At 69.3% G+C, this 26,823-nt stretch carries 27 protein-coding genes; 2 read left to right on the plus strand and 25 right to left on the minus strand.

The window, feature by feature from the left end; genetic code table 11:
• The 20 genes from VTA80_RS21200 to VTA80_RS21295 all read right to left on the minus strand — a co-directional run bounded on the left by VTA80_RS21200 (nucleotide 1) and on the right by VTA80_RS21295 (nucleotide 19,665).
• Complete coding sequence (locus VTA80_RS21200) at nucleotides 1-720, minus strand: PilN domain-containing protein (protein WP_407343039.1); 720 nt, start codon at nucleotides 718-720, stop codon at nucleotides 1-3.
• Complete coding sequence (gene pilM, locus VTA80_RS21205; protein WP_407343040.1) at nucleotides 717-1,775, minus strand: type IV pilus assembly protein PilM; 1,059 nt, start codon at nucleotides 1,773-1,775, stop codon at nucleotides 717-719. The genes VTA80_RS21200 and pilM overlap by 4 nt, the downstream gene beginning before the upstream one ends.
• Before the next feature lie 100 nt (nucleotides 1,776-1,875).
• Nucleotides 1,876-2,673 (minus strand): prepilin peptidase, encoded by a 798-nt coding sequence (locus VTA80_RS21210; RefSeq protein WP_407343041.1) that lies wholly within the window; start codon nucleotides 2,671-2,673, stop codon nucleotides 1,876-1,878.
• Nucleotides 2,674-2,706: 33 nt separating this feature from the next.
• Nucleotides 2,707-4,140: a hypothetical protein gene (locus VTA80_RS21215; protein ID WP_407343042.1), complete on the minus strand. Its 1,434-nt coding sequence runs from the start codon at nucleotides 4,138-4,140 to the stop codon at nucleotides 2,707-2,709.
• Nucleotides 4,141-4,219: 79 nt separating this feature from the next.
• A complete protein-coding gene (locus VTA80_RS21220) occupies nucleotides 4,220-4,789 on the minus strand; it encodes a hypothetical protein (protein ID WP_407343043.1) in 570 nt (189 codons plus the stop codon).
• A 59-nt stretch (nucleotides 4,790-4,848) separates the two neighbouring features.
• Nucleotides 4,849-6,492: a hypothetical protein gene (locus VTA80_RS21225; protein ID WP_407343044.1), complete on the minus strand. Its 1,644-nt coding sequence runs from the start codon at nucleotides 6,490-6,492 to the stop codon at nucleotides 4,849-4,851.
• A gap of 116 nt (nucleotides 6,493-6,608) precedes the next feature.
• Nucleotides 6,609-7,034, minus strand: coding sequence for a prepilin-type N-terminal cleavage/methylation domain-containing protein (locus tag VTA80_RS21230; protein WP_407343045.1), 426 nt, complete (start codon nucleotides 7,032-7,034; stop codon nucleotides 6,609-6,611).
• A gap of 107 nt (nucleotides 7,035-7,141) precedes the next feature.
• The gene (locus VTA80_RS21235; protein WP_407343046.1) at nucleotides 7,142-7,576 is read right to left on the minus strand and encodes a prepilin-type N-terminal cleavage/methylation domain-containing protein; all 435 of its coding nucleotides are present in this window, start codon (nucleotides 7,574-7,576) and stop codon (nucleotides 7,142-7,144) included.
• Between the two features lie 410 nt (nucleotides 7,577-7,986).
• Nucleotides 7,987-9,216 carry a type II secretion system F family protein gene (locus VTA80_RS21240; RefSeq protein WP_407343047.1) on the minus strand — a complete coding sequence of 410 codons (1,230 nt, stop codon included), beginning with the start codon at nucleotides 9,214-9,216 and terminating at the stop codon, nucleotides 7,987-7,989.
• Nucleotides 9,216-10,367 (minus strand): type IV pilus twitching motility protein PilT, encoded by a 1,152-nt coding sequence (locus VTA80_RS21245; RefSeq protein WP_407345835.1) that lies wholly within the window; start codon nucleotides 10,365-10,367, stop codon nucleotides 9,216-9,218. Before VTA80_RS21245 ends, VTA80_RS21240 begins: the two co-directional genes overlap by 1 nt.
• A 219-nt stretch (nucleotides 10,368-10,586) precedes the next feature.
• Nucleotides 10,587-12,260 carry a GspE/PulE family protein gene (locus VTA80_RS21250; protein WP_407343048.1) on the minus strand — a complete coding sequence of 558 codons (1,674 nt, stop codon included), beginning with the start codon at nucleotides 12,258-12,260 and terminating at the stop codon, nucleotides 10,587-10,589.
• A gap of 91 nt (nucleotides 12,261-12,351) precedes the next feature.
• Complete coding sequence (locus VTA80_RS21255; RefSeq protein WP_407343049.1) at nucleotides 12,352-13,158, minus strand: ABC transporter permease; 807 nt, start codon at nucleotides 13,156-13,158, stop codon at nucleotides 12,352-12,354.
• Between the two features lie 10 nt (nucleotides 13,159-13,168).
• Complete coding sequence (locus VTA80_RS21260) at nucleotides 13,169-14,065, minus strand: ABC transporter permease (protein ID WP_407343050.1); 897 nt, start codon at nucleotides 14,063-14,065, stop codon at nucleotides 13,169-13,171.
• A gap of 7 nt (nucleotides 14,066-14,072) precedes the next feature.
• Nucleotides 14,073-15,284, minus strand: a complete 1,212-nt coding sequence (locus VTA80_RS21265) for an extracellular solute-binding protein (RefSeq protein ID WP_407343051.1) — start codon at nucleotides 15,282-15,284, stop codon at nucleotides 14,073-14,075.
• Nucleotides 15,285-16,391, minus strand: coding sequence for an ABC transporter ATP-binding protein (locus tag VTA80_RS21270; RefSeq protein ID WP_407343052.1), 1,107 nt, complete (start codon nucleotides 16,389-16,391; stop codon nucleotides 15,285-15,287).
• The gene (locus VTA80_RS21275) at nucleotides 16,388-16,522 is read right to left on the minus strand and encodes a hypothetical protein (RefSeq protein ID WP_407343053.1); all 135 of its coding nucleotides are present in this window, start codon (nucleotides 16,520-16,522) and stop codon (nucleotides 16,388-16,390) included. The genes VTA80_RS21270 and VTA80_RS21275 overlap by 4 nt, the downstream gene beginning before the upstream one ends.
• Nucleotides 16,523-16,603: 81 nt before the next feature.
• Nucleotides 16,604-17,476 (minus strand): DUF4349 domain-containing protein, encoded by an 873-nt coding sequence (locus VTA80_RS21280; protein ID WP_407343054.1) that lies wholly within the window; start codon nucleotides 17,474-17,476, stop codon nucleotides 16,604-16,606.
• A 77-nt stretch (nucleotides 17,477-17,553) separates the two neighbouring features.
• On the minus strand, nucleotides 17,554-18,048 hold the full coding sequence (locus VTA80_RS21285) for a hypothetical protein (protein ID WP_407343055.1): 495 nt from the start codon (nucleotides 18,046-18,048) through the stop codon (nucleotides 17,554-17,556).
• A gap of 46 nt (nucleotides 18,049-18,094) precedes the next feature.
• A complete protein-coding gene (locus VTA80_RS21290) occupies nucleotides 18,095-19,324 on the minus strand; it encodes an RNA polymerase sigma factor (RefSeq protein ID WP_407343056.1) in 1,230 nt (409 codons plus the stop codon).
• On the minus strand, nucleotides 19,321-19,665 hold the full coding sequence (locus tag VTA80_RS21295) for a YciI family protein (RefSeq protein WP_407343057.1): 345 nt from the start codon (nucleotides 19,663-19,665) through the stop codon (nucleotides 19,321-19,323). The genes VTA80_RS21290 and VTA80_RS21295 overlap by 4 nt, the downstream gene beginning before the upstream one ends.
• Before the next feature lie 107 nt (nucleotides 19,666-19,772).
• Between VTA80_RS21295 and VTA80_RS21300 the strand changes: the two genes are divergently transcribed.
• A complete protein-coding gene (locus VTA80_RS21300) occupies nucleotides 19,773-20,162 on the plus strand; it encodes a DUF1622 domain-containing protein (protein ID WP_407343058.1) in 390 nt (129 codons plus the stop codon).
• 12 nt (nucleotides 20,163-20,174) lie between these two features.
• On the opposite strand, the gene VTA80_RS21305 is transcribed toward VTA80_RS21300, so the two are convergent.
• Nucleotides 20,175-20,402 (minus strand): hypothetical protein, encoded by a 228-nt coding sequence (locus tag VTA80_RS21305; RefSeq protein WP_407343059.1) that lies wholly within the window; start codon nucleotides 20,400-20,402, stop codon nucleotides 20,175-20,177.
• Between the two features lie 294 nt (nucleotides 20,403-20,696).
• On the opposite strand from VTA80_RS21305, the gene VTA80_RS21310 reads away from it, so the two are divergent.
• Nucleotides 20,697-21,581, plus strand: a complete 885-nt coding sequence (locus VTA80_RS21310) for a universal stress protein (protein ID WP_407343060.1) — start codon at nucleotides 20,697-20,699, stop codon at nucleotides 21,579-21,581.
• Nucleotides 21,582-21,626: 45 nt separating this feature from the next.
• Here the strand turns inward: VTA80_RS21310 and VTA80_RS21315 are convergent, their stop codons facing one another.
• The 4 genes from VTA80_RS21315 to VTA80_RS21330 all read right to left on the minus strand — a co-directional run bounded on the left by VTA80_RS21315 (nucleotide 21,627) and on the right by VTA80_RS21330 (nucleotide 26,807).
• Nucleotides 21,627-23,585, minus strand: coding sequence for an acyl-CoA dehydrogenase family protein (locus VTA80_RS21315; protein WP_407343061.1), 1,959 nt, complete (start codon nucleotides 23,583-23,585; stop codon nucleotides 21,627-21,629).
• 92 nt (nucleotides 23,586-23,677) lie between these two features.
• A complete protein-coding gene (locus VTA80_RS21320) occupies nucleotides 23,678-24,334 on the minus strand; it encodes a 3-oxoacid CoA-transferase subunit B (RefSeq protein WP_407343062.1) in 657 nt (218 codons plus the stop codon).
• Between the two features lie 4 nt (nucleotides 24,335-24,338).
• Nucleotides 24,339-25,121 (minus strand): CoA transferase subunit A, encoded by a 783-nt coding sequence (locus VTA80_RS21325; protein ID WP_407343063.1) that lies wholly within the window; start codon nucleotides 25,119-25,121, stop codon nucleotides 24,339-24,341.
• 135 nt (nucleotides 25,122-25,256) lie between these two features.
• Nucleotides 25,257-26,807, minus strand: coding sequence for a glycoside hydrolase family 32 protein (locus VTA80_RS21330; protein WP_407343064.1), 1,551 nt, complete (start codon nucleotides 26,805-26,807; stop codon nucleotides 25,257-25,259).
• Between the last annotated feature and the right edge of the window lie 16 nt (nucleotides 26,808-26,823).

The following is a 26,823-nucleotide window of genomic DNA, read 5'->3' on the forward strand; positions in this document are numbered from 1 at the left end:
TCATTTGCTCCCGTCGACGGCGACGAACCGGTTGGCGAATGCCAGCTCAGAGAACTGCACGCTCGACTCGACGGTGTAGAAGTCGCCGGTGTCGTCCGAGCCGATGGCTGCGTTGGAGACCCAGGCGTCCGCGAAGCCGGGGATCGAATTGAGCGCGGTGTACCAGGCGCCGGTGTCGGGCAAGGTCGCGCTCTTGCCCGTGAAGGTGATCATCCCGACGCTCGGAGCCTGCAGCGGGTCGGCGGGCAAGGACGCCGCCGTCATCGGAGTGGCACCGGTGACCGTGAGCGACTCGATGGTCACGCCCGCGGGCAGCACGGCCGTGATCGCGTCGAAGTAGACCTTCCATTGCACCTCGGTCGACATGCCCAGGATGCGCGCGGACTTGACGGCATCGAGCGCGGCCAGCACCTGGGGGACCTCGGCGTACTTCGCCTCCGAGGCTGCCAGCACGGCGGTCTCCTTCTGTGCTGAGACCAGCTCGTCGGCCGCCTGGGACACGAGGAGCTTGCCGTAGGCGAACATCCCGGCGCACAGCAGCACGACCACGATGAGCCCGATGGCGAGCCATCGCTTGATCTTGCGGAGCCCGCGGGCCGCACGCACCTCGGGTGGGAGCAGGTTGACCTGCGGGAGCAACGGACCGACGGTGGTGTTCCGGTTCCGCGGGGCGGGGGCCATCTGGGGAATCTGCGGGCCCGGGGGGACGGTGGTGGTCATGCCGCAACTCCAAAGGCCAGGCCGACCGGCACGGCAATGAGGGATTCGAGACCGTTCAGGCTCGCGCGGTCGAACGACTTGGCGACGCGAAGCCCCGCCAGCGGATCGCCGAGCGCTACCGGCAGGCGGCTGGCGCTCGACACGTACTGCCCGAAGCCGGGCAGGTGCGCCCCTCCCCCGGTCAGGACCGCGATGTCGATCGTGGCGCCGGGATTGTTTCCCGAGTAGTAGACAAAAGTGTTGCGGATGGACTCGATCAGCGTCTGGGTCACCCCGCTGATGGCCTCGGCCGCGGCAGCGTGCTCGGGTCCGACGGTGTGACCGAAGCCGATCTCGCGCTTGATGAGCTCGGCCTCCGACGCCGCGATGCCGAGCGCGCTCGCGACGGCGGTCGTGACGTTCAGCCCCCCGGACGGCAGGGTGCGCACGAGGCGCGGCACGCCGTGGTCGACGATCACAACGTTGGTGATGCTCGCGCCGACGTCGACGAGTCCGACGACCTGGTCGAGCAGCTCGCCGCGCACCACCGAGCGCAACAGGGCGAAGCCGGTCAGATCGACCATCATCGCCTGCAGGCCGGCGCCCTCGACAGCAAGCACGTTGGCGTTGACGGTGTCGCGCTGGGCCGCGACGAGCATGCCGCGGAACGTGCGGCCTGTGTCGGTCTCGTGCTCACCGGTCGGGTAGTAGTCCAGCAGGGCCTCGTCCGTCGCCATCGGCAGCAGCTCCTTGACCTGGAACGGCAGCGACGCGCGGATCTGCGCCATCGGCATCCAGGGCAGGTCGAGCTCGCGGACGACGACGCGCTGGTTCCCGACGCCGATCACGACCTGCTTGGTGCCGAAGCCGTTCTCCTGCCAGAGCTGGCGCAGTGCGCTCGACACGATCCCGGGCTCGGCGACCTCTCCGTCGCGCACCGCTCCCAGGGGGAGCGGCACCTGTCCGTAGCGGACCAGCTTGGGCGGCGTGGTGCCATGTGAACCAGCGAATTCGAGCTCCACGGCGCGCACGCCCATCGTGCCGATGTCGAGCCCGACCACTTGCGATGTCGCCACAGTGCTGTCCCCTCTCGATGACTTCCATCTGACTTATCGGGTAAGTGTGGGTGGTTCTTGAGGGTTCGGCGGACCCCCAACCGCACCCGGAGCAAGGTCCTCAGGTGAGCAGGGAAAGGTAGGCCGACCAGGCCCTTTCCCCGACAGCGATTCCGACGACGGCACCCGCGAGCATCCACGGTCCGAACGGGATGCCAGATTTGCGGGTCGCCTTTCGGGTGGCAAGCAAGAGCAAGGAGAAAACCCCGCCGACGACGAACGCGCCGAAAGCGCCGATCACGAGCGCACCCCAGCCGATCCAGGCGAGATAGAGCCCGAGGACGCCCGCGAGCTTGACGTCGCCGAACCCCATCCCCGCCGGGTAGACCACCACCAGCAGGAAGTACAGCGCGAAGAGCGTGGCGCCGCCGGCGAGGGCCCGACCGACGGCCGACCAGTCGGCGGCGCCGCCGGGGTTCCAGCTCGCCAAACAGAGCAGCACGATCGACACGGGATACGCCGGCAGCACGATCGCGTCCGGCAGTCGGTGCGCGTCGACGTCGATCAGCGCAAGCGCCACCGCGATCGCCGCGAGGTACAGGTACGCGGGCAGCTCCCAGCCCACGCCGAACCGTACGAGGACGAGCACGAAGAGCGCGGCCGTGCCCGCCTCCACGAGGGGGTACCGGCGGGAGATGGGCGCATGGCAGTCGCGGCACCGCCCGCCCAGCAGCAGCCAGGACGCGACGGGAACGTTGTCCCGCGCACGGATCGGGTGTCCGCACACCGGGCAGGCGCTAGGCGGGTGCGCGATCGACAGTTGCCGTGGGACCCGCCAGACCACGACGTTGAGGAACGACCCGACCGCGAGGCCGAGCAGCACCAGGAAGCCCCCGAGCAGCACTGCGGCCGCTGACACCTCAGCCCCTCCTCCGGTCGCTCATCCGGTCGCTCATCCGCCGGAGTAGTCGAGCCAGAGAGACGTCGTGATGATGCTGCTGAACGGCGCGTCGGAGTTGGGGTCGAAGTAGACCGCCGGGTTCTTCACCTCGGACGTGGACACCAGTCCCCCGCCACCGGCCGGCGTCGTGCACAGATTGGCGGTCACGACCGACCCGACCGCCCCCTGGCTTGAGGTCTCCATCTGAATCTGGTCACCGGCGACGAACATTCCGCTCACCACGGGCGGGCCAAAACTCCCCGCGCTGAAGTTGGACGTCGTGACGATGTCGGTATCCGCGAACATCCACAGGTTGTGGTACGCGGGGCTGGTGATCGTGAAGTGGTCCCAGGAGATGTTTCCGTAGCGCTTGGCGGCGCATACGGTGGAACTCTCGGACTCCGCGACAAGCGTCAACCGTGCGAACGTGCCGTTGCCGTTTCCTGCCACGATGTCGCTCTGGAAGGCGTAGTAGGTGCCGCTCAGGGTGTTGCGCGTCGCGGTCCACGTACGGCTGGCATAGTTCCAGCCGCGGACCTCCTGGGACGACGACGCGGTGCCGATCGAGGTCCCGGTGCAGGGGCCTGTGCTGGCGTAGTTCCGCATCGACCCGTCCGTACACAGGTCATACCAGTCGACGACCGCCGCCGGGTCGTTCGTCGCGGCCTGGGTGTAGAAGGTCCGGGCACTGACCAGCGGGATCGCCTCGGTCGGCTTCTGGGCGACCGCGCCACCCGGATTGAGGGTGAACCCGTTTGACGAGAAGGTCGAGGTGCCGGTGCTGGTCACCAGGCCGGACACCGAGGGGTTGCCCGTTCCCGTGATGGTGGCGTTCGAGTGAACACTCGCAACCGTCGGGTCGACTCCGTACGCGGCGGTGACGGTCGTGCTCGAGGAGATGACCAGAGGCCCAGCCGCCAGGATCGCGTGCGACGGGCGGTACGGCATGAAGATGTACTCCGACTTCACCAGCCGCGCCCGGGCGGTCGGATCGGCGAAGGTCGGTACGGCGGACAGGGAGTACACCCGGCCGTACTTGAAACTCGTGGAGACCGGCTTGAGCACCACATACTGGCCACCCCCGCCGGTCTGGATGCAGGTCCCCGCCGCGATGAGTCCTTCGAGCTTGGTGCGCGCCCAGGTCCGCTCGGCTGCCTCGGTCGAGAAGATCCCGCCCGCACCCTCCCCTGCCGAGGGGAAGTTGACGGCGGTGCCGGCACACCACGGGCTGGGCTCGACGAGCGAGACCGGTCCTGGCGCCGGGTAGTCCGCATTGAAGGAGGTGTACGCCCCCTGGACCTCGGACAAGACCCGGTCGATGCCCGTCTCTGCGAGCGCGAGCGACCGCTCGTACCCCGCGCGTTGCCGGCTCTGAGACACCCCGTTGACGGCCAGGGCGACCGCCGTGGCCGCCAGGGTGAAGATCAGGATGGAGACGCCGATCACGAGAATCAGTCCGACCCCGTCATCCCCGGTCGCTCTCGCCCTCGCCCGGACCGCGCGGCATTCCCGTCGAATCATCTCGCTACCCCTTGTTTCGCAGTCGGGCACTGAACGCGACCCAACGCGGAGCCGCCCCGGCACCGACGATCGCGTCGTACTTCATCAACAGGTCGACCTCACGTCCAGCGGCGGCAGTGCCGACAACGCCGCTCCCGTTCGTGTAGGTGAAAGCGATGTCGACGATCAGCGAGGACGCCTGGCGCTGTGACGTCGCACCGAGGCCGAGACCGGAGGTCCGCCAGACGTCGAAGTGGACGCCGTCCGGGTTGGTCTGCAAACGCCAGGTCACGACCTCGCTCGCCTGTCGCATGTAGTCCGAGTTCGCATCGATCCACAACTGCAGGTGTGCAGCGCACGCGGGATCGCTGCTCGTCGCGTCCGTGAGGTCCGCTAGCCCACCGTCGCACTCGGCCGCCCGGGATTCCCGGACGTCCCGCCCGAGCCGGTCGAGGATCACCTTGGCGTCCTGCAACCCCTTCTCCTCATCGTCAGCGTGGATCACGATCTGCGCCGCCTGCGCGACGGCCGACACCACCAGGGACGACACGACTCCGAGGAGCATCATCGTCACCAGCAGCTCGATGAGCGTCACCCCGCGGTCGCCGCCGTCGCTTCCCGCCCGACGCCAGGACCGTCGGCGCCGCCCCGTGATCATTTCGTCCCGATCGTGAACGAGGCGGGGAAGGGCACCCCGGCCGACGCCGGGACGTCATAGCCGAGTCGGACCGAGTCCGTGCCCCAGGTGACGACCCGGAGGCCCAGCCAGGCGTTCTTCGCGATGACAATCGCGTTCACGTCCGGGAGCTTGACGTAGAACTCCTGGAAGCCAGCGCACGTCAGGGTCCCGAGGGACACCTCGGCCTCCGCGAGCTTGGTCCGAGTCAACCCGCTCGAGCTGCCGGTCGCGGAATACAGCACGACCTTGACGGTCACATTCGCGGCGCCAGCGCCCGAGCGCGCGGCCCACAAGCGTAGGACCCCCGTTCCCTCCACCGTGGTCCTGCTCCCGTACTGGAGAGCCCAGTCGGCGAGCAACCGCGTATTCGAGAGCCCGAGCACGGTGGCGAATGCCGGCGAGGTGGCAGCGGCCGGTGCGAGAACGCGCCCGGTCGCCACCGCGTCGATGTCCGTCGAGTACTTCATGAGGACGCTCTCGTCCGCGGTGGTCGTGTCGAAGTACATCTGACTCTGCAGCGCCACGTCACCGAGGCCCGTGCTGTGCATCGCGTAGGTGAATTGCGTGTAGCCCGATCGCCGAGCGTTCGGTGCGACCACGGCCGCGGGGCACGTGGTCTCCGGGGCCGGCGTGGCGGTCGGGGTCGCCGTGGGCGTCGAGGTCGGCCCGACGGTCGGCCCGACGGCGACCGCGGCCACGATGGTCGTCCCGATGACCGACTTCGCGGCACCGGCGGCGAGCGGCTGCCCGAACGAGGTCGCCGTGATCGTCGTCGTCGTGGTGGCCAGCGGTTCGCTCGCCAGGGTGTCCCGGGTCAGGAAGAACCGGAACGTCGTGCTCGGGTCGACGCGACCCGTGTCGATGCCGCCGTCGGACGTCGTGTCCGTGAGAAGCGAGTCGAGGGCCAGGTCAAGCATCCCGTTGCCGTCAGAGTCGGCGTACCAGACCCAGCCGGCGGCCGATCCCGTCCTGGCCAGGTTCCACCGGTCTGGCGCACCCTGGTTCGTCAACGTGAACGCGAAGGTCACACGTGCATCGGGATTGATGGTCACGGTCGGCACAGGCAGTTCGAGCTTGAAGACGGGCAGTGGCAGACCCGCCTGGGTATAGGCAATGACGGTCGAGATGGTCCGGGTCTTGAGCGTGCCCTTGTTCAGCCATGTGATGTAGACCGTGGCGCGTTTGGCCTGCCCGACAGGCTGATCGGCGATCTGGGTGACGTACCGCGACAGGGTGAACGTCGTGTGGTTGGCCTCAGCGGCATTGAGCACCTTGGCGACGCCGATCGTGCCGGCCACCGCCGTGACTACGGGCTCCGCCACGCCGTCAACCACGAGGCAGCGCGCGCTGCCACACGCGACGAGTCGCGGGTCGGCTGCGACGTCCGTCGCGGAATTCGACAGCGCCCCGAAACTCAGAGCTCGGAGCTGTTCCACCTCGCGGGTCATGAAGTCTGTGGCCTGCTGGTTCTGCCTGCCGAAGAGCGACGCCTGCATCGACGCGACGAGGGTCGTCGCGAGCGCACCGAAGACCACACCCGCGATGAGCAGTGCCACGATTGCTTCGATCAGGCTGAAACCAACGTCCTCGTGCCGCGTGCGCTCGAATAGTGAATGCATCTCAGATCCCTCGTCGTCGCCCATCAGGTGCCCGCGGCCTCAGCCCCCGCTGGGACGGGAAGCCTGAAGCTCCCCGTCCCAACGCTCACGATCTTGCGTTCCGCACATCCGCTAGATCAGACGAAGGCCGGACACGTCACCGTGGTTTTCGGCTGCAGACCACCGAGCCGACTGTCGTAGACCCAAACCTGGGCCGATGCCGAGGTTGCCAGCAGGCAGTAGCCCTCGCCCCCCTTGAAAGTCGCGGTGATCACTGCTGGCGCCGTGTAGTTGGCCGCAGCCGAGTACTTGAACCCCGCAGTCTGGAGCGTCGCGATTACATCTGTGTACGCGCCACCATCGGTGAGGACTGTTTCCTCCGCCGTTGCCGCGTTCTTCAGGTCAGACTTGATTGCCGCATCCCAGCCCTTCTGCCGCTGGTTCAAGAAGACGGGGATTGCGATCGCGGCAAGAATGCCGATGATGATGATGACGACGAGAAGTTCGATCAGAGTGAAACCTTCCTCTTTCTCATCGATCGACTTCCGAATTCGTGCCAACATGAGGTGCTCCGTTCAAATAAAGGAACAACAGTTGATGCTGGCGGCGGACGGCCGGGAAGAAACTTCACGTGCCGCCCGCTCCAGCCATGTGGCGCAGACTCGCGCGATCAGCAACCCTGCGCCGCAGTGCTCGTGGGCTGGAGGCCGCCAGCGTCACTCTTGTAGGTCCAGAACTTGGTCGAGGCCGACTGCGCCGTCAGGCAGTAACTCGTTCCTGCGACGGGTGTTCCGGTGATCGCAGTCGCGGCACCGTAGTTTGCGGCGGCAGATGCTTTGAAACCACCGTTCGTGAGAAGGAGAAGTCCTGCGGCGACGTCGGGGTCGGCATAAGCGCCAGTGTCGGTGAGAACCGTCTCCTCAGCCGTGGCCATGTTCTTCAGGTCAGACTTGATCGCCGCGTCCCAGCCCTTCTGGCGCTGGTTGAGGAACACCGGGATGGCGATTGCGGCCAGGATGCCGATGATGATGATGACGACGAGGAGTTCGATCAGGGTGAAACCCTTTTCTCTCTCGTCCCGAGCCTTGCTGATCCGAGCAAACATGGTGCACTCCAAGAGATTGAACCGACGATTGATGTCCTATTCATGCCGAACGAAACCGGCTAACCCCCTGCAAGTACCTCATCGGTCACGAACTCACTGACTTGAGTCCCGCGAGTGACTGATCTCACTATCACCCGGTTGCCGTATCGCCACGGAGTCAAAGAGATTATGATATGACCAATCTTCTCGAGCCGCGTGGTTGATGCGAGCGGGGGGACGCCGTCGGGCAGCTGAGCCAAGCCGCAGATGAGCGCACAAAAGCAGCCCCGGAGTCTCCTCCGGGGCTGCCAACTGCTGGGGTGGTGCGGTGAGTTCTAGGCCACGATCACCGTTCGCTTGCCGTTGGTGGGAGCGTCACCCGAAAGTGCGCGTCACCAGTCATAGCCGAAGTCACACGAGGCCGTCCGGCCTCATCCGATCAGGTCGAAGATCTTGAAGATCGGCATGTACATGGCAATGATCATCGATCCGATGATGACGCCGATGACCGCGATCATGAGCGGTTCGATCAACGACGTGAGAGCTTCCGTGGTCGCCTCGACCTCCTGGTCGTAGAACTCGGAGATCTTCTCGAGCATGGTGTCGAGCGCACCGGTGTCCTCGCCGACCGCCATCATCTGCACGACCATCGGGGGGAACACCGGGTGCTTGGACAGCGGCCCGGACAGGGACTCGCCGCGGCGCACCGACTCGCCCACATCCTTGGCCGCCTTCTCGATAACGAGGTTGCCGCTGGTCTCGCCGACGATGTCCAACGCCTGCAAGATCGGCACGCCGGCGTGGATCATGGTGCCGAAGTTGCGCGTGAAACGCGACACGGCGATCTTTTGAAACAGGGTGCCGAAGATCGGCACCTTGAGCTTGATCGGGTCCACCTTCTCGCGCACCGAGTGCTTGTGCTTGTTCTTGCCCCACCACGAGCTGAAGATCACCAGGACGATGGCCATCGGGATGGCGGCAACCTTCATGACCGCGGACATGTTCACGAGGATCTGAGTGGGCAGCGGAAGCTGCCCACCCAGCCCGGCAAACATCCCCGCGAACACCGGGACGATGAACAGCAGCATGCCGACAGTCGCAAGGATGGCCATGATGAAGACCATCACCGGGTAGGTCATGGCACTCTTGATCTTGCCGCGCAGCTTGACCTCGGACTCGAAGTTCTGGGCGATCGACTCGAGCACCTGGTCCAGGAACCCGCCGACCTCGCCGGCCCGGACCATGTTGACCATGATCGGCGGGAAGACGGCCGGGCGCTTGCCGAGCGCGATCGACAGTGCCGACCCCGTCTCGACGTCGGTCCGGACCTGGCCGATCGTCTTCGCGAGCGCCTTGTTCTCCGTCTGGTCCGCCAGGATGCCGAGCGCCCGGATGAGCGAGAGCCCGGCGTTGATCATGGTCGCCAGCTGACGCGCCATGATCGCCAGGTCCTTGAGCTTGACCTTGTCGCCGAACCCCGGGATCTTGATCTCGCGGCTCATGCCGGAGTTCTGCACCTCGGAGATCGAGATGGGCGCCAGGCCCATGGTGTGCAGGCGGTTGGCGACGGCCGACTGGTTGGTCGCTTCGAGCCGCCCCTTGATGAGCTTGCCGGCGCGGTTGCGGACCGCGTACTCGTAGGTCTTCGACGTCTCGGCCATCAGTACACCTGTGCCGGGAAGGCGTTGGCGCCGCCGATGCCGGCAGCTCCCTGGGAGCCGCCGGAGAACCGACCGGTCAGGCGGTTGAAGTCCTCGATGTGCTGGCACTTCTCCAGGCCGGCCTCGTAGGAGATCTTGCCCGACTTCACGAGCTCGGCCAGGTGCTGGTCCATGGTGTGCATCCCGAACTGGGCGCCGGCCTGCATGGCGGAGTAGATCTGGTGGGTCTTGCCCTCGCGGATGAGGTTACGGATGGCCGGAGTGGCGATCAGGACCTCGGTGGCGACTGCCCGCCCGGGCCCGTCGGCGCGCTTGCACAGGGTCTGACAGACGACGGCCTGGATGCCGCTGGCGAGCTGGGTGCGAACCTGTGCCTGCTGGTGGCTCGGGAACACGTCGATGATGCGGTCGATCGTCTGGGCCGCATCCTGGGTGTGCAGGGTGGCGAACACGAGGTGCCCGGTCTCGGCGGCCGTCAGCGCGACGGAGATCGTCTCGAGGTCGCGCATCTCGCCGACCAGGATGATGTCGGGGTCCTGCCGCAGCACGTGCTTGAGCGCCGCCGCGAACGAGTGCGTGTCGGTCCCGACCTCGCGCTGGTTGATCAGCGACTTCTTGTGCCGGTGCAGGAACTCGATCGGGTCCTCGACGGTCATGATGTGGTCTGTGCGGGTGCGGTTCGCCAGGTCCACGATCGAGGCGAGCGTCGTGGACTTGCCCGAACCAGTCGGACCGGTCACCAGCACCAGCCCGCGCGGCAGGCCAGCGAACGTCCCGACGACCGGGGGCATCCCCAGCTCGCCGAGCGGCTTGATGTCGTACGGGATCACTCGGAAGGCCGCTCCGACCGAGTCGCGCTGCTGGTAGAGGTTGACGCGGAACCGGGCCACCCCCCGCAGCGCGTACGCGAAGTCGAACTCCAGCTCAGCCTCGAAGGTCTCCCGCTGACGCTGGGTGAGGATCGAGTACAGGCTCCGCTGCAGCGATTCGGGCTTGAGCTCGTCGAAGCCCTCGAGCGCACGCAGTGCGCCCTCGACGCGAACCATCGGCGGGGAGTGCACCGTGAGGTGCAGGTCGGAGGCTCCGGTCTTCACCATGGCGGCCAGCGCCGCATCGAGGTCGAGATCGCCGTCCTCCGCCTGTGCGCTCATGCCGATGCGCGGAGCCCGCGCACGGGCGTTCGCCATCGTCGCCGGTTGTGGCGCTGACCTGGGCTGTCCGCCCGGGGTGCTCGGAACGCTCACGGTCCGCCTCCTACCTGTTGGTTCGGCCCGCGGCACAGCCGCGGCTCTCGTGCGAACTCTTTCTCGTCGTCCTATCGGCCCACTTCACAGTGGTCTTGAGGAGAACGGGTACGGCGCCGGCGGTCATCAGTTGACGACCCGGAGAATCTCTTCGATCGAGGTCTGACCCATGACGACCTTGCGCCAGCCGTCCTCCCGGAGCGGGATCATCCCTTCCTCGCGCGCAGTACGGGTGATGTCGGCGCTCGACGAGTGCGAGACCGCGTGCCGCTCGATGGCCTCCGTGACCCGCATGACCTCGTGCAGCGCCATGCGACCGTGGTACCCGGTCTTGGAGCAGGTCGAGCAGCCGACCGCGCGCATGAGCTTGGGGATCTCCTCCCCCGGGGACCACGGGAAGCGGGCCGCGATGAGCTCGACCTCCGTCGGCTCGTAGGCCTCCTTGCACTTCTCGCACAGCTTGCGCGCGAGGCGCTGAGCAACGACGCAGTCCAGCGCGGACCCGACGAGGAAGGGTTCGATCCCCATCTCGATCAGGCGGGTGATCGCGCTCGGAGCGTCGTTCGTGTGCAGGGTCGAGAGCACGAGGTGACCGGTCAGGGCGGCCTCGATCGCGATCTGGGCGGTCTCGTGGTCGCGGATCTCGCCGACGAGGACGACGTCGGGGTCCGATCGCAGGATCGAGCGCAGGGCACCTGCGAAGGTGAGCCCGGCCTTGGGGTTCACCTGCACCTGGTTGATGCCTGCGAGCCGGTACTCGACCGGGTCCTCGACGGTGATGACGTTGACCTCGGGCCGCGAGACCGCGTTGAGCGTGGCGTACAACGTCGTCGACTTGCCGGAACCGGTGGGACCCGTCACGAGGATCATGCCGTAGGGCTTGGTGAACGAGTCGTGGTAGTGCTCGTAGTTCTCGTCGAGGAAGGACAGGTCGCGCAGGTCCAGGCTCGCCGTGGTGTTGTCGAGGATTCGCATGACGATCTTCTCGCCCCACACCGTGGGCAGGGTGGCCACGCGAAGGTCGATCTTGCGCCCCTCGTGGACCACGGACATGCGACCGTCCTGCGGCTTGCGTCGTTCGGCGATGTCGATGTCGCTCATGATCTTGACGCGGGAGATGACGCCGCCCTGGATCTGCTTGGGCGCGCGCTGGGTCTCGTGCAGCACGCCGTCGATCCGGTACCGGATCCGCATGTCCTTCTCGGCGGGCTCGATATGGATGTCCGACGCACGGTCGGTGATGGCCTGGGTGACGAGCAGATTGACGAACCGCACGATCGGCGCGTCGTCCTCGACGTAGCTGCCGACCTGCGAGAGCTCGACCTCGGCCGCAGCGTTCTCGCCCTCGAACGCCGAGGAGAGGCCCTCCATCTCGTCGTCGGCGCGACAGTATCGGTCGATCGCGCGCGAGAGGTTCTCGTGCGTGGCCACCACGGTCCGCACCGACATGCCGGACATCGAGCGAACGTCGTCGACCGCGACCACGTTGCCGGGGTTCGCGGTCGCGAGAACCAGGACGCCGCTCTCGATCGCGACGGGCAGCACGACGTGACGCTTGCACAGCGACGCGGGCACCCGGGAGACGGCGAGGCGATCCACGGAGAACTCGTCGAGGTCGATGAAGTCCATGCCGACCTGGCTGGCCAGCGCGCGGACCAGCTGGCCCTCCGTCAGGATCCCGATCTCGACCAGGGTGCGCCCGAGCGACTGCCCGCGGAGCTTCTGCTCGTCGAGGGCAGCCATCAGCTGCGCCTCGGTCACGAGGCCTTCGACGAGCAGGATCTCTCCGAGTTGCTTCATGAGCGACCTCTCGCGTTGTGGCCAGACACTTCACCCATCTCATCGGCAGCAAGGGGCCGCACCGTGAGGGATTGCCGGTGGCTGCCAGCGTTCAGATCCGGCCGCCCGCCGTCGACTCGCCGGCGAACCTCTGGCTCAGGTAGATCGGGATGATCGACGACACGACCAGGACCGCGGCGACGACGTTGACGACCGGTGCCTGGTTGGGTCGCGAGAGGTTCTGGAAGATCCAGATCGGCAGGGTGGTGACCCCCGGCGGCGCGGTGAAGAGCGTCACCACGATCTCGTCCAGGGAGAGCCCGAACGCCAGCAGCCCGCCAGCGAGCATGGCCCCGCGCAGGAGGGGGAACGTCACGAGCCGGAACGTCGTGAACGTGTCGGCGCCGAGGTCCATCGAGGCCTCCTCCGGGGAGGTGCCCGTCCGGCGCAGGCGCGCGATGACGTTGTTGTAGACGACCACCATGCAGAAGGTCGCGTGCGCGATCACGACCGTCCAGATCGACAGCTCGGTCCCGAGGATCGTGCGGAAGGCCGTGCGGAACGCGAGGGCGGTGACGATCCCGGGCAGGGCGATCGGGAGCACCACGAGCAAAGAGAGCGTGTGCTTGCCGAAGAAGGAGTAGCGCCCGAGCGCGAAGGCGAGCAATGTGCCCAGGACGAGAGCGAACGCCGTCGCGATCAGACCGACCTCGACCGAGGTGAGCACGGCCGAGCGCACGCCCTCGTTCCCGAGCGCGCTGGACCACCACTTCGTCGTGAAGGCCTGCGGCGGCCAGGCGAACACGGTGCTCGCGTTGAACGAGTTCACGAGGATGACGGCCAACGGCACGTAGATGAACGCCAGGCCGAATGCCATCACGAGGCCGACCGACCAGCGGACCCCCCGGGAGAAGTTCACGTCGCCGCCCTCACAGGTTGTCCAACGCGCCGGTCCGGCGCACGAGCGTGAGGTACCCGACCATGATGACGACGGGGATCACGGCGATCGCGGCCGCGAACGGCAGGCTGCTGGTGTAGTTCTGATAGACGATGTTGCCGAGCATCTGGGTCTTGCCGCCCACGATCTGCACCGTGATGTAGTCGCCCAGACTGAGCGAGAAGGTGAAGACCGACCCCGCGACGATCGACGGGTAGATCAGCGGGATGACGATGCTGCGCAGCGTGCGACCGGGCTTGGCCCCGAGGTCCCCCGACGCATCGACCAACGAGTCCGGGAGTCGCTCGAGCCCCGCGTAGATCGGCAGGATCATGTACGGCAGCCACAGGTACGTGAGGGTGAGCACGGTGGCGGTCACGCCGTAGCCCGGACCGGACAGCCCGAGCGGCTTGAGCAGCCACGCGATCACCCCGGTCTCCGGCTGGACCATCGCCTGCCACGCGTAGATCTTGACCAGGTACGACGCCCACAGCGGCGTCACGACGAGCGCGACGAGCAGGTTGCGCCAGCGCCGCGGGGCGATCTTGGCCATGAAGAACGCCATCGGCACCCCGAGCACCGTGCAGCCCACCGTGACCGCCACCGCGATCCCGACCGTGCGCACGGTCGCCTGGAGGTAGGCCGGATCGAACAGGACGTCCTGGAAGTTCGACAGCGTGAAGGTCCGCACCACGGCGTTCGTGAACTCGTCGACCGAGAAGAACGCCGTCGCGAGCAGGGACGCGAGCGCGGCCAGGTACACCGCGACGAGCCAGAACGTCGGCAGGGCCAGCAGCCCGGCCAGCCGCAGCCGGGGTCGCCGGAACAGCGCGGCCGAGAGCCGGTGGACGCCGGTTGCGCCCACCGGCTTCTCGAGCGCGGCTGTCATCGGTCCATCAGCCGTTCTTCACGCTGCTCCACGCCTTGCCCCACTCGGAGTAGGGGATGCACTTGACGTCGGTCCGGCCGTCGAGGCAGTCGGACTGCGGCGTGGTCCAGAACCAGATCTTCTTGAAGAACGCCTCGTCCTTCGCGCTGTAGGTGTCGCAGTGGGTCGGGTCGACGGTCAGGTCGCACGCCTTGACGTTCGCGGGCGCCTCGCCGAACCACTCCGCGACCTGAGCCTGGGTGTCCGGGTTGGTGACCCAGTTCATCCAGAGGTAGGCGCAGTTGGGGTGCGCCGCCTTAGCGTCGACCATCCAGGTGTCCGCCCAGCCGGTGGCGCTCTCCTTGGGGAGCACCGACGCGACCGGAGCGCCGTCGGCCTTGGCCAGGTTCACGATGATCTGCCAGGTCGAGCCGATGACCGTGGAGCCGTTCTCGAGCGCCTTCTGCGCGTCCGTGTAGCTCGCCCAATAGCTGCCGACCTGGGGCCGCTGCGCCTTGAGGAGCGCGACGGCGGCATCGAACTGCTTCTGGTCGAGCGCGTACGGGTTGGTGATGGCGAGGTCCGGCTGGGTGGACATCAGGTACACCGCGGCGGCCGCGATGCCGTCCGTCGCGGAGTCGTAGTCGGTGATCTTGCCGGCGTACGGGGTGCTCGTCTCGTACACGTCTTTCCACGAGTCCGGGGCGGGCGTGACCACGTCGGTGCGGTAGGCCATGAGCTGCGCGCCCCAGCCGTGCGGCATCCCGTAGGCCACGTCGTTCACCGAGTTCCAGGCCTGCATCTTCTGGAAGCTCGGCACGTCGGCGTAGTTGGTGAGCAGGTCGGTGTTCACGGGGGCGACCTTGCCCGCGTAGATCATCCGCAGCGACGAGTCGCCGGACGCCGAGACGACGTCGAAGTCGCCGGTGCCCATCTTCTCGAACATGGAGTCGGACGAGTCGGCGACCTGGACGTTGGCCTTGCAGCCGGTCTCCTTCTCGAACGGTCCGACCCAGTTGACCGCCGGGTCGGTCGTGCCGTCCTCGGCGTACCCGGCCCACGCCAGGATGTTCACCGCGCCCTCGCCGGCGCCGAGCGACGTGGGGGCGGTGAGGGTCGGCGGCTGGGCCGGGCCGGAGCCGCCGCCTCCGCTCGAGTCGGTGCTGCTGCCGCAGGCGGACACGACCAGCGCCGCCATGGCACCGACCGCTGCCAGCTTGAGTACTCGTGTGCGTGTCATCTAAGAACTCCTCCTGTCGAGCGTCTGATCGGTCATGGCCATGCCCTGCGCCACCTGGAACTCGTGCTCCTTCTTCCACACCAGCAGTACCCGCGCGCCGCGCATGCCCTGCACGTCCATGGACGACGTCTGCAGGTTCTGCTGGAGGGCCATGAGGCTCGCGCCGGCGTCGAGGTCGACCAGGAACCGCGTCGCGGACCCGACGTACACGACCTCGCGCACCGTCCCGACGGCGCCGTCCTCGCCCGCGCCCGGACGCGCGTCCACCGCCTCGATCCGGATCTTCTCCGGGCGCACCGACCAGGTGCCCTGCCGGTCGAGCACCTGGGCGGCGACGTCGCCGGTCAGCAGGTTCGAGGTGCCGACGAAACCCGCCACGAACGGCGTGGCCGGGTTCTCGTAGACCTCGGCGGGCGAGCCGACCTGCTCGATCCGGCCGCCCGCGAAGACCGCGATCCGGTCGGACATCGTCAGGGCCTCTTCCTGGTCGTGCGTGACGAACAGGAACGTGATCCCGACCTGCCGTTGGATCGCCTTGAGCTCGACCTGCATCTGTTCGCGCAGCTTCAGGTCCAGCGCACCGAGCGGCTCGTCCAGGAGCAGGACCTTCGGCCGGTTCACGAGAGCGCGCGCGAGCGCGACCCGCTGGCGCTGCCCGCCGGACAGCTGGGACGGCTTGCGCTCGCCGTAGCCCCCGAGCTGCACGCTCTCGAGCGCCTCGGCCGAGCGCGTCGTCCGCTCCTTGCGGCCCACCTTCTTGACCTTGAGCCCGTACGCGATGTTGTCCAGCACGCTCATGTGCGGGAACAGCGCGTAGTCCTGGAAGACCGTGTTCACGTCCCGCTCGAACGGCGCGCGCCCCGTGACGTCGACGCCGCCCAGCTCGACGGTGCCCGAGGTCGGCAGCTCGAACCCCGCGATCATGCGCAGCACCGTCGTCTTGCCCGAACCGGACGGACCGAGCAGCGTGATGAACTCGCCGTCGTAGACGTCGAGGTCCACCCCGTCGACGGCGACGACCTCGCCGAACTGCTTGCGCAGGCCGCGCAGCCGGACGGCGATCCCCGGCGTGCGCTCTCCCGACAGGCCGATTCCCGCGGTGCTCATGCGGTCACCGACACCGACGAGATCAGCCCTGTTAGACGCGCCCGAGTGCTGATCTGCTCGCTCCAGGCGTCGAAAGCCGCGGCAAACGTCAGGATCTGGGGCCGCCGGTGGCTCGCCTGGGAGTCGCGCATGGGCGAAGAATGCCCGCTATCGAGGGCGTTTGTCCAGGAAATGACCGAATCGGGGCCGGCCAGTTCGCGCCGAGCTTGTTACTACTCCGCCGGCGCCGAGACTGGCACGGCGGTGGGGGCACGCCGACGGCGGACGAACCGGATCGCAGCGATCGTCACGGCGCCGACCACCGCGGCGAAGGCGATCCACGGGACCAGCACGCCGACGGCGATCAGCACCCCCCGCAGGGTGGTCACCAGCGCCGCCCACCCGGTGCCGATCGCGGACCAGAATCCGCTGGGGCCGCCGGCCTGCACCGTCGCCTCGGGTACCAGGTCGAGCGTGACCGTGGCGAGCGCGACCTGACCGGCGAGCCCGGCGCGCTCCGCCTGCTTCGCCTCCAGGTCTCCCTGCCGGCTCGACAGGGCCGATTCCAGCGCAAGCAGGTCGTCGCTCGAGGTCGCCGACGCCATCAACGTCTCGAGCCGGGCCACGGACACCTTCAGGGCAGCGATCCGTGCGTCGAGGTCCTGGGCCACGCCGGTGACGTCGGTCGAGCTGAGCTGGACCTGATCGACGTCGCCCAGCGCCTTGAGGTCGGCCAGGGTTGCGGTGAGCTCCGCCGACGGGATCCGCAGCACGAGGCGCGCGCTCGCGTCGCGCTCGTCCGAGGCGGCGTCCTCGGTCCGCTCATCCACGCGACCGCCGGCCTGCTCGACGATCTCGACGGCATGCTCTGCAGCCACCGCCGGGTCGCCGACGACGAGCCGCACCGAACCGGTGGTCACCACCTGCCGATCGACGGCGGCCTGCTCTCCCGCAACCTGTCCCCCGACCGCGTCGCCGACCGACACCGCCGGCGCGTCCGCCCTGGACTGCCCCGACGAGCCCGCAGAGTCCGACGACGCGCTGCAGCCGACCAGCAGCCCGCCTGCGACCAGGAGCAGGGCGACCGGACCCGCGATTCGTCTCATGAGCCGACCGTAGGGGTGACGGGCGCGGCCCCGCGGGTTCCGGACGCAATCGTGACGAGGTCGTGACGAGGTCGTGATCAGTGCACGAGCACCTTGAGCGCCAGGATCGCGAGCCCGAACGCCCCGGCGACGACGGCGTTGAGCAGCGCGCGCGGCCACCGCATCTCCTCCTGGCGCCCGATCACCAGGCCGTAGATGAACAGCGCCGCGATGCCGGTGAACATCGCGAGGTCCGCCGCCGTCGTATGCCCGACGACGCCGGTCACGCCGAGCAGGAGCGCCGCCAGGATGGGCCAGCTCGACTGCAGCATCGGCCACTCCGCGAGCGCGAGCGAGCGCAGCTCGTCACGGCGTAACGGTCGACGCAGCACCATGCGGGCCGCGAGCGCGAGGGAGTAGACGTGCGCCAGCCAGAAGACCACCGAGGTGCCGAGCACGATGAGGACCGCCCGGTCGATCATCGCGGGATCGTGTGCCGACGCGGCCACCACGCTCGTGGCCAGGATCGTGCCGTAGATCGCACCGGCCACGTGGTGGGCGCGGTGCACCAGCGCCGTCTCGGTCTCGGTCATGGCCACGAGCGTAGGACCGGACGGCCCGATCCGGCGGGCCCGCCGATCAGGAGGTAGGGCCGGCGAGGATCTGGCGGCGCACGGCCTCGTTGGCCTCGAGGGCGAGAGCCGCCGCCCGCGCCGCGTCGGCTGATTCCCTCCTGCCCAGCCGGTCGAGCAGCACGGCGCGGGTCGCGTGCCACAGCGCGTAGCTCTCGAGCCCGGCGATGTCGTCCACCGCGGCGAGCCCGGCCGCCGGGCCGTCCCGTTCGGCCAGCGCGACCGCGCGGTTGAGCCGCACCACGGGGGTGTCCTGGACCGTCAGGAGCACGTCGTACCAGGAGACGATCGCCGGCCAGCTCGTCTCCTCGGAGGTCCCGGCCAGCGCGTGGCAAGCCGCGATGGCCGCCTGGACCACGTAGGGGTCGGCCTCCTGCGGGGTTCGGGCCAACCCGTCACCGAGCAGCTCGACGCCCTCCCTGATCTGGTCCCGGCGCCACCGGGAGCGGTCCTGGTCGGCCAGCAGGACGAGCTCTCCGTCCGCACCCACGCGCGCGTCGCGCCGCGAGTCGTGCAGCAGCATCAGGGCGAGCAGTCCGGTGAGCGACGCGTCGTCGGGCATGAGCGAGTGCAGGAGGCGCCCCAGCCGGATCGCCTCGTCCAGCAGGTCGCGCCGCAGCGGGTCGTCGCCGGAGGTCGCCGCGTACCCCTCGTTGAACATGAGGTAGACGCACGCCGCCACCCCCGCGACCCGGTCCGGCAGCTCGGCCGCAGCCGGGATCCGGAACGGGATCCCGGCCCGGGAGATCTTCTGCTTCGCGCGGGTGAGGCGCTTGAGCATCGTCGCCTCCGAGACCAGCAGCGCCCGCGCGACCTCGGCCGTGCTCAGTCCGCACAGCGTGCGCAGGCTCAGCGCGATCTGGGTGTCGAGGGACAGCGCGGGGTGGCAGCAGGTGAAGATCAGGCGCAGCAGGTCGTCCGGGACGTCCGAGTCCGGCGGCTCCGCCTCGAACACGCGCGCGAGACGCACGGCTTCAGCCTCCCTCCGGTCTCGGCTGGCCTCGCGGCGGATGATGTCCAGCGCCCGCCGTCGGGCCACCACGGTGAGCCACGCGCGCGGACTGTCCGGCAGCCCACTGACGGGCCACACCTCCAGCGCGCGGATCGCCGCGTCCTGGACCGCGTCCTCGGCCAGCTGGACGTCCCCGGTCATCCGGATCAGGGTGGCGACGACCCGCGCGCCCTCCTCACGGACGAGCCGGACGAGGGCCGCGCGGGTGGCGTCGAGCTGGTTCACATCATCGGCAGGACCGGCCGCACCTCGACCGCGCCGGTCCAGGCGCCGGGGATCTGGGCGGCGAGGGCGATCGCGGCGTCGAGGTCGGTCGCCTCGAGCAGGTAGAAGCCCGTCAGGACCTCCTTGGTCTCGGCGTACGGTCCGTCGCTCGTCACGACGTCCCCGCCCTTGCCGGTCACCCGCACGGTCGTGGCGGTGCCCGTCGGGTAGAGCGCGGCCCCGCCCCGGATGGCAGCGGCGGCGGCCTCGCCGAACGCTTGGTACTCCCCGATCACGGCTGCCTGCTCGGGTGCGGACCAGTCCAGGTCGGCGGAGTAGATGATGGCGGCGTACTTCGGCATGGTGACCTCCTCGTTGCGACCGGTCGGGATGACCGGCTTCACTGACAGGACGAACGGCGGGCTGTGAGAAGGACACGTACCGCGGTCGCTGGCTAGGCTGCGGACGCATGGACTTCACGGCGGTGATGGAGCACGTGGCCCAGGCGTTCGAGGCCATCGGGGCGGTCGTGCTGCTCGGTGGGCTGCTCGTCAGCGTCGGGCTGGCGATCCGGACACTGCGGCGAACCTCGAACGGTCAGCTGGCCTATCAGGTCTTGCGGGAGTCGTTCGGCGGGGTCATCCTGCTCGGGCTGGAGATCCTCGTGGCCGCCGACCTGGTTCGCACCGTTGCGGTCTCGCCCACGGTCGAGAACGTGCTGATCCTCGGCCTGATCGTGCTCATCCGGACCTTCCTGAGCTTCTCGCTCGAGATCGAGATCGAAGGGGTTGCCCCCTGGCGGCGTGCGGCCACGAGCGGGGCGAGCCACGTCGCCCGCGCCGCCCGCCGGACCAGCTAGCTGCGCGCCGACCTAGCCGAGGAACTCCCCGGAGTACGGGCTGCACACGGCGCCGACGTCGTCCGCGAAGCCACCCGGGAGCCCGACGCTCTCGTGGACCTCCTCGACACTGAACTCGAACGCCCTCGGCCGGCCGCGCCGCACCTCCGCGAGGGCCTCCGACACGGCGCCGACGGCATCGTCAGCCGTGGTGCTCACGTCCAGATGAACGATGTAGCGCTGCTGCGTATTGGTACTCATGGAGACTCCCTTGGCATCCGTCCATCGTGCGCGGCCCTGCGTGCGATGGGAGGTCCTGATCAATGACGGTGCGAAGAACGACTCACCAGCTCGGCCGGGCCGCGCGACGTGACGGGATGTCAGTCTTTCGGGTGAAAAGTCTGACGCTACACGGCCGAGGACCGAGCTGCCCAGGGATTCGGCGACCGACCTGCTCGGGCGAACTGAGGTCCGAAGGCCCGGGACGCCGCGCCGCCTCCGGGGCCACGCTGGAGGTGCCGGGAGCACGCACCTCTTTCCCTCTGGAGAGTTCCCATGAAGACCGACGGCCCCGTCGTGATCGCCCTCGACGGTTCACCGCACAGCGCGCAGACCCTGGAGTGGGGGCTCGCGGAGGCCGTGCGCCGCGGCGCCGACGTGCTGCTGGTGCGCGTCTTCGAGCTCCCCCGCGAGTTCGCCGAGTGGAGCTGGTACCCGCTCATCGACGAGGACCTCGGCTTCGAGACCGCCGCGAAGGACTACCTTGCCGACCTGCTCGCGCGGGCGCGCGCCCAGCACCCTGACCTCACGATCAGCACCCGCGAACCGCACGGCCCCACGGTCCCCGAGCTGCGCACGCTCAGCGAGGACGCGCGGCTGGTAGTCCTCGGCGCGAGCGGCCGCGGCAGGCGCCCCGGGATCGGGTCCGTCAGCAGCCACATCGCCGCGCACGCCGCCTGTCCCGTCGTCGTCGTGCGCGCGGCACCAGCCGACCCGGCGGCCCCGATCGTCGTCGGGGTCGACGGCTCGCCCGAGTCCGTCGCCGCCGCCCGCACCGCGGCCGGGGAGGCCTCGCTGCGCAAGGTTCCGCTCGTCGTGCTCCATGCGCGCCCGGTCGTCGCGAGCTCGGTCGGCCGCGGTGTCCCCGTCGCGGCCTCGCTCACCCCGCAGGACTCGGCCGACACCGACCCGCAACGGGCGGCCCAGGCCGTGGTCGACCAGCTCGCCCTCGAGCACCCGAGCGCGGACATCAGCCTCGAGCTGCAAGCCGACGACCCGGTGCATGCGCTCGTGGCCGCCTCACGGTCGGCGCAGCTCGTCGTCGTCGGTTCACGGGGCCTGGGGGCGTTCCGCGGGATGCTGCTCGGCTCGGTCAGCCACGAGGTGCTCCGGGACGCTGCGTCGACCGTGCTCGTCATGCACGACGGCGCGCACGACTGACCCCGGCGTGCCGGGCCGCGCAGGTCCCGGGTGGTGCCGGGAGTCTCAGCGATACCGGCGACGGACCGACGTCGTCGTCGACGGTCCTGAGGCCGCGACCGAGATCCACGGGCCGGTGCCCTCCGAACCGTCGAGCACGCCACGCTCGAGCCAGGTCGCCTCTCCCGCCATCACGGCGCGCGCGAGCTCGCGATCGCCCGAGTCGGTGCTGTGCCGGAGCTCGCGCAGCAGCGCGTCGACCCTCGCCCGCGACTGCGCGCAGAACACGTCGGCCAGCCGGTAGGCCGCCTCGCCGCTGACCCGGTCGCGCTCGCGCAACGAGTCCGCCCGCGTGCACACCGCCGACATCGCGAACAGCTCGGCGCCGATGTCCACGATGCGGCCCAGCAGGGCCTGCTTCTGGTCGAGCCCCGACTGCCACCGCGACATCGCGTAGAACGTGCGCCGCGCCAGGGTGCGCGACGCGCGCTCGACGTAGCGCAGGTGCTTGGCCAGCGAGCCGAACTCGGAGTACGACCCCGGCAGCGCCCCCTTGCCGACGACGAGCTGCGGGAGCCAGCGCGCGTAGAACCCGCTCGCCTGCGCCGCCGCGCGCGCCTTGGCCCCCAGGCTCGCGTCCGCTGAGGCCAGATCGCCGGCCGCCGCGAGGTGCGCGTCCACGGCCTCGCGGGCGATCAGGAGCTTCATGATCTCCGACGACCCCTCGAAGATCCGGTTGATCCGCAGGTCACGCAGCAGCTGCTCGGCCGCGACCGCCCGCTCGCCGCGCGCCGCGAGCGAGTCGGCCGTCTCGTACCCGCGACCGCCGCGGATCTGCACGAGCTCGTCGGCGACGCGATAGCCCATCTCGCTCGCCCACAGCTTGGCCAGGGCGGCCTCGATCCGCACGTCCTTCTGGCCGGCATCCGCGAGCGCCGCCGACAGCTCGAACACGGACTCCAGCGCGAACACCGTGGCCGCGATGAAGGCCAGCTTCTTGCCGACCGCCTCGTGCTTGCCGATCGGCTTGCCCCACTGCACGCGCTCGACGGACCATTCGCGGGCGATCTTGAGCGCCCACTTGCCGCCACCCGCGCAGATCGCGGGGATCGAGAGACGACCGGTGTTGAGCGTGGTCAGCGCGATCTTCAGGCCCTGGCCCTCGCGGCCGAGCCGGTTCGCGACCGGCACGCGCACCTGGTGGAAGTGCGTGAGCCCGTTCTCCATCCCCTTGAGGCCCATGAACGCGTTGCGGTGCTCCACCGTGATGCCCGGGCTGTCCGCCTCGACGACGAACGCGCTGATCCCCCCGCGCTCGCCGCCGTGCGCCGGGACGTTCGCCATGACGACAAGCAGCTCGGCGATCGGTCCGTTGGTGGTCCAGAGCTTGACGCCATCGACGACGTACTCGGTCCCGTCCTCGCTGAGCGTCGCCGTGGATCCCATCCGAGCCGGGTCGGAGCCGACGTCGGGCTCGGTGAGCAAGAACGCCGAGATCGCCCCCGCGGCGCACCGCGGGAGGAACTCCTGGCGCTGCGCCTCGCTGCCGAACATCTTGACCGGCTCCGGGACCCCGATCGACTGGTGCGCCGAGGCCAGCGCGCCCAGGCTCGGGTGCACCGAGCTGATGACCATCAACGCCCGCCCGTAGTACACGAGCCCCAGCCCGAGCCCGCCGTACTGGGTCGGGATCTTCATGCCGAAGACCCCGAGCTCGGTCAGCCCCGCGATGTACTCGTCGGGGATGAGGTCGTCGCGCTCGATCCGGCGGCCGTCGAGGGTGCGGCAGTACGCGGTGAGCCGCGCCAGGAACGCGTCACCGTGGGCGGCCTCGTCCGGGGTCGGCTGCGGGTGGGGATGGATGAGGGTGACGTCGAAGTCGCCGAGGTACAGCCCCTTCGCGAAGGACGGCCGGACCCACTCGGTCTCGCGCGCGGCCTCGGCGACCTCGCGCGCCCGGCGCTCGGTCACATCGGGCCGCCGGGCCGCGGCGGGGGTCGTCGGCGGGACGTCTTTGATGGTCATGGCGTTCCCCTTGGTGAACATCCGCTCGCGACAGGTCCAGGTGACCCGATGCTAGGGGAAGGGGGACAATTCAGGCGGGCGAACGACGTCTGTCAGCCGATCTGCTCGCGCAGATCCGGCGCGACGATGAGGTCCGGTTCGGTGGCCGCGACGACCTCGGCGAGCGAGACGCCGGGCGCGAGCTCGCGCAGCACGAGACCGGCCGGGGTCACGTCGAGCACGGCCAGGTCGGTGATGATCCGGTGCACCACCCGGCGCCCCGTCAGCGGGAACGAACACTCCCGCAGGATCTTCATCGAGCCGTCCTTCGCGCAGTGCTCCATCAGCACGATGACCCGGGACGCGCCGTGCACGAGGTCCATCGCTCCCCCGGGGCCCTTGACCATCTTGCCCGGGACCATCCAGTTCGCGAGGTCGCCGGCGGCCGACACCTGCATGCCGCCGAGGATCGCGGTGTGGATCTTGCCGGCGCGGATCATCCCGAAGCTCATCGCCGAGTCGAACAGGGCCGCGCCCGCGACTACGGTCACCGACTCCTTGCTCGCGTTGACCAGGTCCGGGTCGACCTCGTCGCGCGTCGGGTACGGCCCGACGCCGAGGATGCCGTTCTCCGAGTGCAGCATCACCGTGAAGCCGGCGGGGACGTAGTTCGAGACCAGGGTCGGCAGGCCGATCCCGAGGTTGACGTACGAGCCGTCCACCAGCTCCAGGGCGGCCCGCATCGCCATCTGATCGCGTGAGATCGCCATCTCCTCACGCCTCCCTGTCGGTACGCACGCGCAGCTTCTCGATGCGCTTGGGCACGTCGCGCCCGACCTCGACCATGCGGTGCACGAACACCCCGGGCAGGTGGATCTCGTCGGGATCGAGCACACCCGGCTCGACGAGCTCCTCCACCTGCGCGATCGTCACCCGGCCGGCCATCGCGGCCAGCGGGGAGAAGTTGCGGGCCGACCGGTGGAACACGAGGTTGCCGTAGCGGTCGCCCCGCTCGGCGTGCACGAGCGCGAAGTCGGTCACGATCGCCTCCTCGAGGACGTACTCCCGCGTGACCCCGCGCACCGTGAACTCCCGGACCTCCTTTGGCGCGGAGGCCAGCGCGATGCCGCCCGCGCCGTCGAAACGCAGCGGCAGACCGCCGTCGGCCACCTGGGTCCCGACACCCGTCTGGGTCCAGAAGCCGGCGATGCCCGATCCCCCCGAGCGCAACCGCTCGGCGAGCGTGCCCTGCGGGACCAGCTCGAGCTCGAGCTCGCCGGCGAAGAACTGGCGCCCGAACTCCTTGTTCTCGCCGACGTAGGAGGACGTCATCTTGCGGATCCGGCCGGCGGCGAGCAGGACGCCCAGACCCCAGTCGTCCACGCCGCAGTTGTTGCTCACGATCTCGAGGTCCCGGGTCCCGGCCGCGAGCAGCGCCTCGATCAGGGCGATCGGGTTGCCGCACAGCCCGAACCCGCCCACGGCGAGCGTGGCCCCGTCCGGGATGTCGGCCACGGCGACGCCGGGCGAGGCGACGACCTTGTCGATCCCGCTCATCTCTGCGCTGCCGACGACGTTCGGGCGGGGGCACGGTAGGTGGTCACTCGGAGCTCCATCGGTCTGCGGTGGACGGCCAGGGCGAGGGAACGCGAGTCCCCAGCTCCGAGTATGACCGGTACGGGATCGGTGCAATCAGGACTGTGCGTCGGGCCAGAGCGGGCGCGGACCGGTCCACAGGTCCGCCATGCGCCACACGTCGAGCCGGTCCATCGCGGGGACAGGGCGGCCCGCGACGCCGGGCGCGCTCCAGCCGCCGAGCCACACCCCGACCGCGTCGGGACGCGTCGGATAGACCCGCGCGCTGAGCGCGCGACCGTTCGCGAAGATCTCGAGCGCGGAGTGGTCGACCAGCACCCGCAGTGCGACCCGGTCGTCCGGCCCGACGGGGACGTCCCCACCGAGCGCGACCGTGTCCACGCCCGGGTCGAGGCTCGACGAGGACCGGTCGAGCGTCAGCCGCGCGCCCGCCGCGCCCGGTGCTCGATCGAGCACGACGACGCTCTGCTCGGCGCCGTCGGCGGTGGCCCGCACCGCGAGCTCGACCCGGGTCCCGGCGGGCAACCGAACCTCCGCGACGAGGTCGAGCTGGTCGCCGTCGACGGTCTGGACCGCGGTGGCCGCTCCGAGGACGGCCGGGCCACCGTGCAGCCGGGTGGTGCGCAACGCGGCGACCTCGGCGGCGGGGGCGAAGGCGAGCTCGCCGCCGGCGTCGAGGCGGACCACGCGTGGCAGCGACATGACCCCCGACCACCCCGCTGCGACGGCTGCGGCGTCCTCGCGGGCCTCCTGCATCCAGCCGAACATGATCCGACGGCCGTCGTCGTCGAGCAGGGACTGCGGCGCGTAGAAGTGCCGCAGGCCGAGGTCGAGAAGACGCGCCGGGCCCGCGACCAGGCGGCCCCCCTCGCGGCGGCCCGTCACGTACGCCGGGTAGAGCGTCTCGCCGTCGTCCCACACGGAGAACGCGAGCACGCTCGTGCCATCCAGGTCGAACAGGTCGACGCACTCCCACATCTCGGCGGTCCAGATCGGCTCCGTCGTGGCGGCGTCGCCGACAAGCATCGGCCCTACGTAGGTCCACGAGCGCAGATCCGGCGACGTGTAGTGCAGGGCCGCGCCCCCGACGCCGCGCTGGCCCGAGCCGACGAGCTGGTGCCAGAGCGTTCCCTCGCGCCACACGCAGTGGTCGCGGAAGGCGGTGACGTCCAGGCCGGGCGGCGGCCCGGCGAGCACCGGGTTGGTCGGATGCTTGCGCCACCGGACCAGGTCGGGCGACCCCGTCGCCACGCAGCCGGCCTCGCGCCCGTCCTTCCGGCCGGAGTACACCATCGTCGGCACGCCGCCGTCGTCCACCACGACCCCGGACCAGCACCCGTCGACGTCGGGGCCGTCGCTCGGGACCAGCGCGACGGGTTCGTCCCGCCAGTGCACGAGGTCGGTGCTGCTCGCGTGGCCCCAGTGGATCCGGTGGTGCACCGCTGCGGCGGGGTTGTACTGGTAGAAGAGGTGGTACCGGCCCGCCCACCGACACAGGCCATTCGGATCGTTCAGCCACCCGCCGGGTGACACGAAGTGGAACCGTGGCCGCTGCGGGTCCCGCCAGGCGAGCTGGCCGAGATCGAGCGGGAGGCCGTCGACGTCGGGCTTCCCCGTCGCCGTGTTCGTCAGAGCTGTTCCGCTCACTGCTTCCGCTTCCGCT

Source organism: Pengzhenrongella phosphoraccumulans (genome assembly GCF_045689905.1).
Lineage (GTDB): Bacteria > Actinomycetota > Actinomycetes > Actinomycetales > Cellulomonadaceae > Pengzhenrongella > Pengzhenrongella phosphoraccumulans.

Coding starts and splice junctions, on each gene's coding strand:
- VTA80_RS21300 (WP_407343058.1), top strand. CDS start 19,773: ATGGACTTCACGGCGGTGATGGAGCACGTGGCCCAGGCGTTCGAGGCC.
- VTA80_RS21260 (WP_407343050.1), bottom strand. CDS start 14,065: ATGACAGCCGCGCTCGAGAAGCCGGTGGGCGCAACCGGCGTCCACCGG.
- VTA80_RS21275 (WP_407343053.1), bottom strand. CDS start 16,522: ATGCGCGACTCCCAGGCGAGCCACCGGCGGCCCCAGATCCTGACGTTT.
- VTA80_RS21245 (WP_407345835.1), bottom strand. CDS start 10,367: ATGAGCGCACAGGCGGAGGACGGCGATCTCGACCTCGATGCGGCGCTG.
- VTA80_RS21295 (WP_407343057.1), bottom strand. CDS start 19,665: ATGCCGAAGTACGCCGCCATCATCTACTCCGCCGACCTGGACTGGTCC.
- VTA80_RS21280 (WP_407343054.1), bottom strand. CDS start 17,476: ATGAGACGAATCGCGGGTCCGGTCGCCCTGCTCCTGGTCGCAGGCGGG.
- VTA80_RS21250 (WP_407343048.1), bottom strand. CDS start 12,260: ATGAAGCAACTCGGAGAGATCCTGCTCGTCGAAGGCCTCGTGACCGAG.
- VTA80_RS21310 (WP_407343060.1), top strand. CDS start 20,697: ATGAAGACCGACGGCCCCGTCGTGATCGCCCTCGACGGTTCACCGCAC.
- VTA80_RS21265 (WP_407343051.1), bottom strand. CDS start 15,284: ATGACACGCACACGAGTACTCAAGCTGGCAGCGGTCGGTGCCATGGCG.
- VTA80_RS21325 (WP_407343063.1), bottom strand. CDS start 25,121: ATGAGCGGGATCGACAAGGTCGTCGCCTCGCCCGGCGTCGCCGTGGCC.
- VTA80_RS21240 (WP_407343047.1), bottom strand. CDS start 9,216: ATGGCCGAGACGTCGAAGACCTACGAGTACGCGGTCCGCAACCGCGCC.
- VTA80_RS21285 (WP_407343055.1), bottom strand. CDS start 18,048: ATGACCGAGACCGAGACGGCGCTGGTGCACCGCGCCCACCACGTGGCC.
- VTA80_RS21235 (WP_407343046.1), bottom strand. CDS start 7,576: ATGTTTGCTCGGATCAGCAAGGCTCGGGACGAGAGAGAAAAGGGTTTC.
- VTA80_RS21315 (WP_407343061.1), bottom strand. CDS start 23,585: ATGACCATCAAAGACGTCCCGCCGACGACCCCCGCCGCGGCCCGGCGG.
- VTA80_RS21270 (WP_407343052.1), bottom strand. CDS start 16,391: ATGAGCACCGCGGGAATCGGCCTGTCGGGAGAGCGCACGCCGGGGATC.
- VTA80_RS21225 (WP_407343044.1), bottom strand. CDS start 6,492: ATGCATTCACTATTCGAGCGCACGCGGCACGAGGACGTTGGTTTCAGC.
- VTA80_RS21200 (WP_407343039.1), bottom strand. CDS start 720: ATGACCACCACCGTCCCCCCGGGCCCGCAGATTCCCCAGATGGCCCCC.
- VTA80_RS21320 (WP_407343062.1), bottom strand. CDS start 24,334: ATGGCGATCTCACGCGATCAGATGGCGATGCGGGCCGCCCTGGAGCTG.
- VTA80_RS21230 (WP_407343045.1), bottom strand. CDS start 7,034: ATGTTGGCACGAATTCGGAAGTCGATCGATGAGAAAGAGGAAGGTTTC.
- VTA80_RS21305 (WP_407343059.1), bottom strand. CDS start 20,402: ATGAGTACCAATACGCAGCAGCGCTACATCGTTCATCTGGACGTGAGC.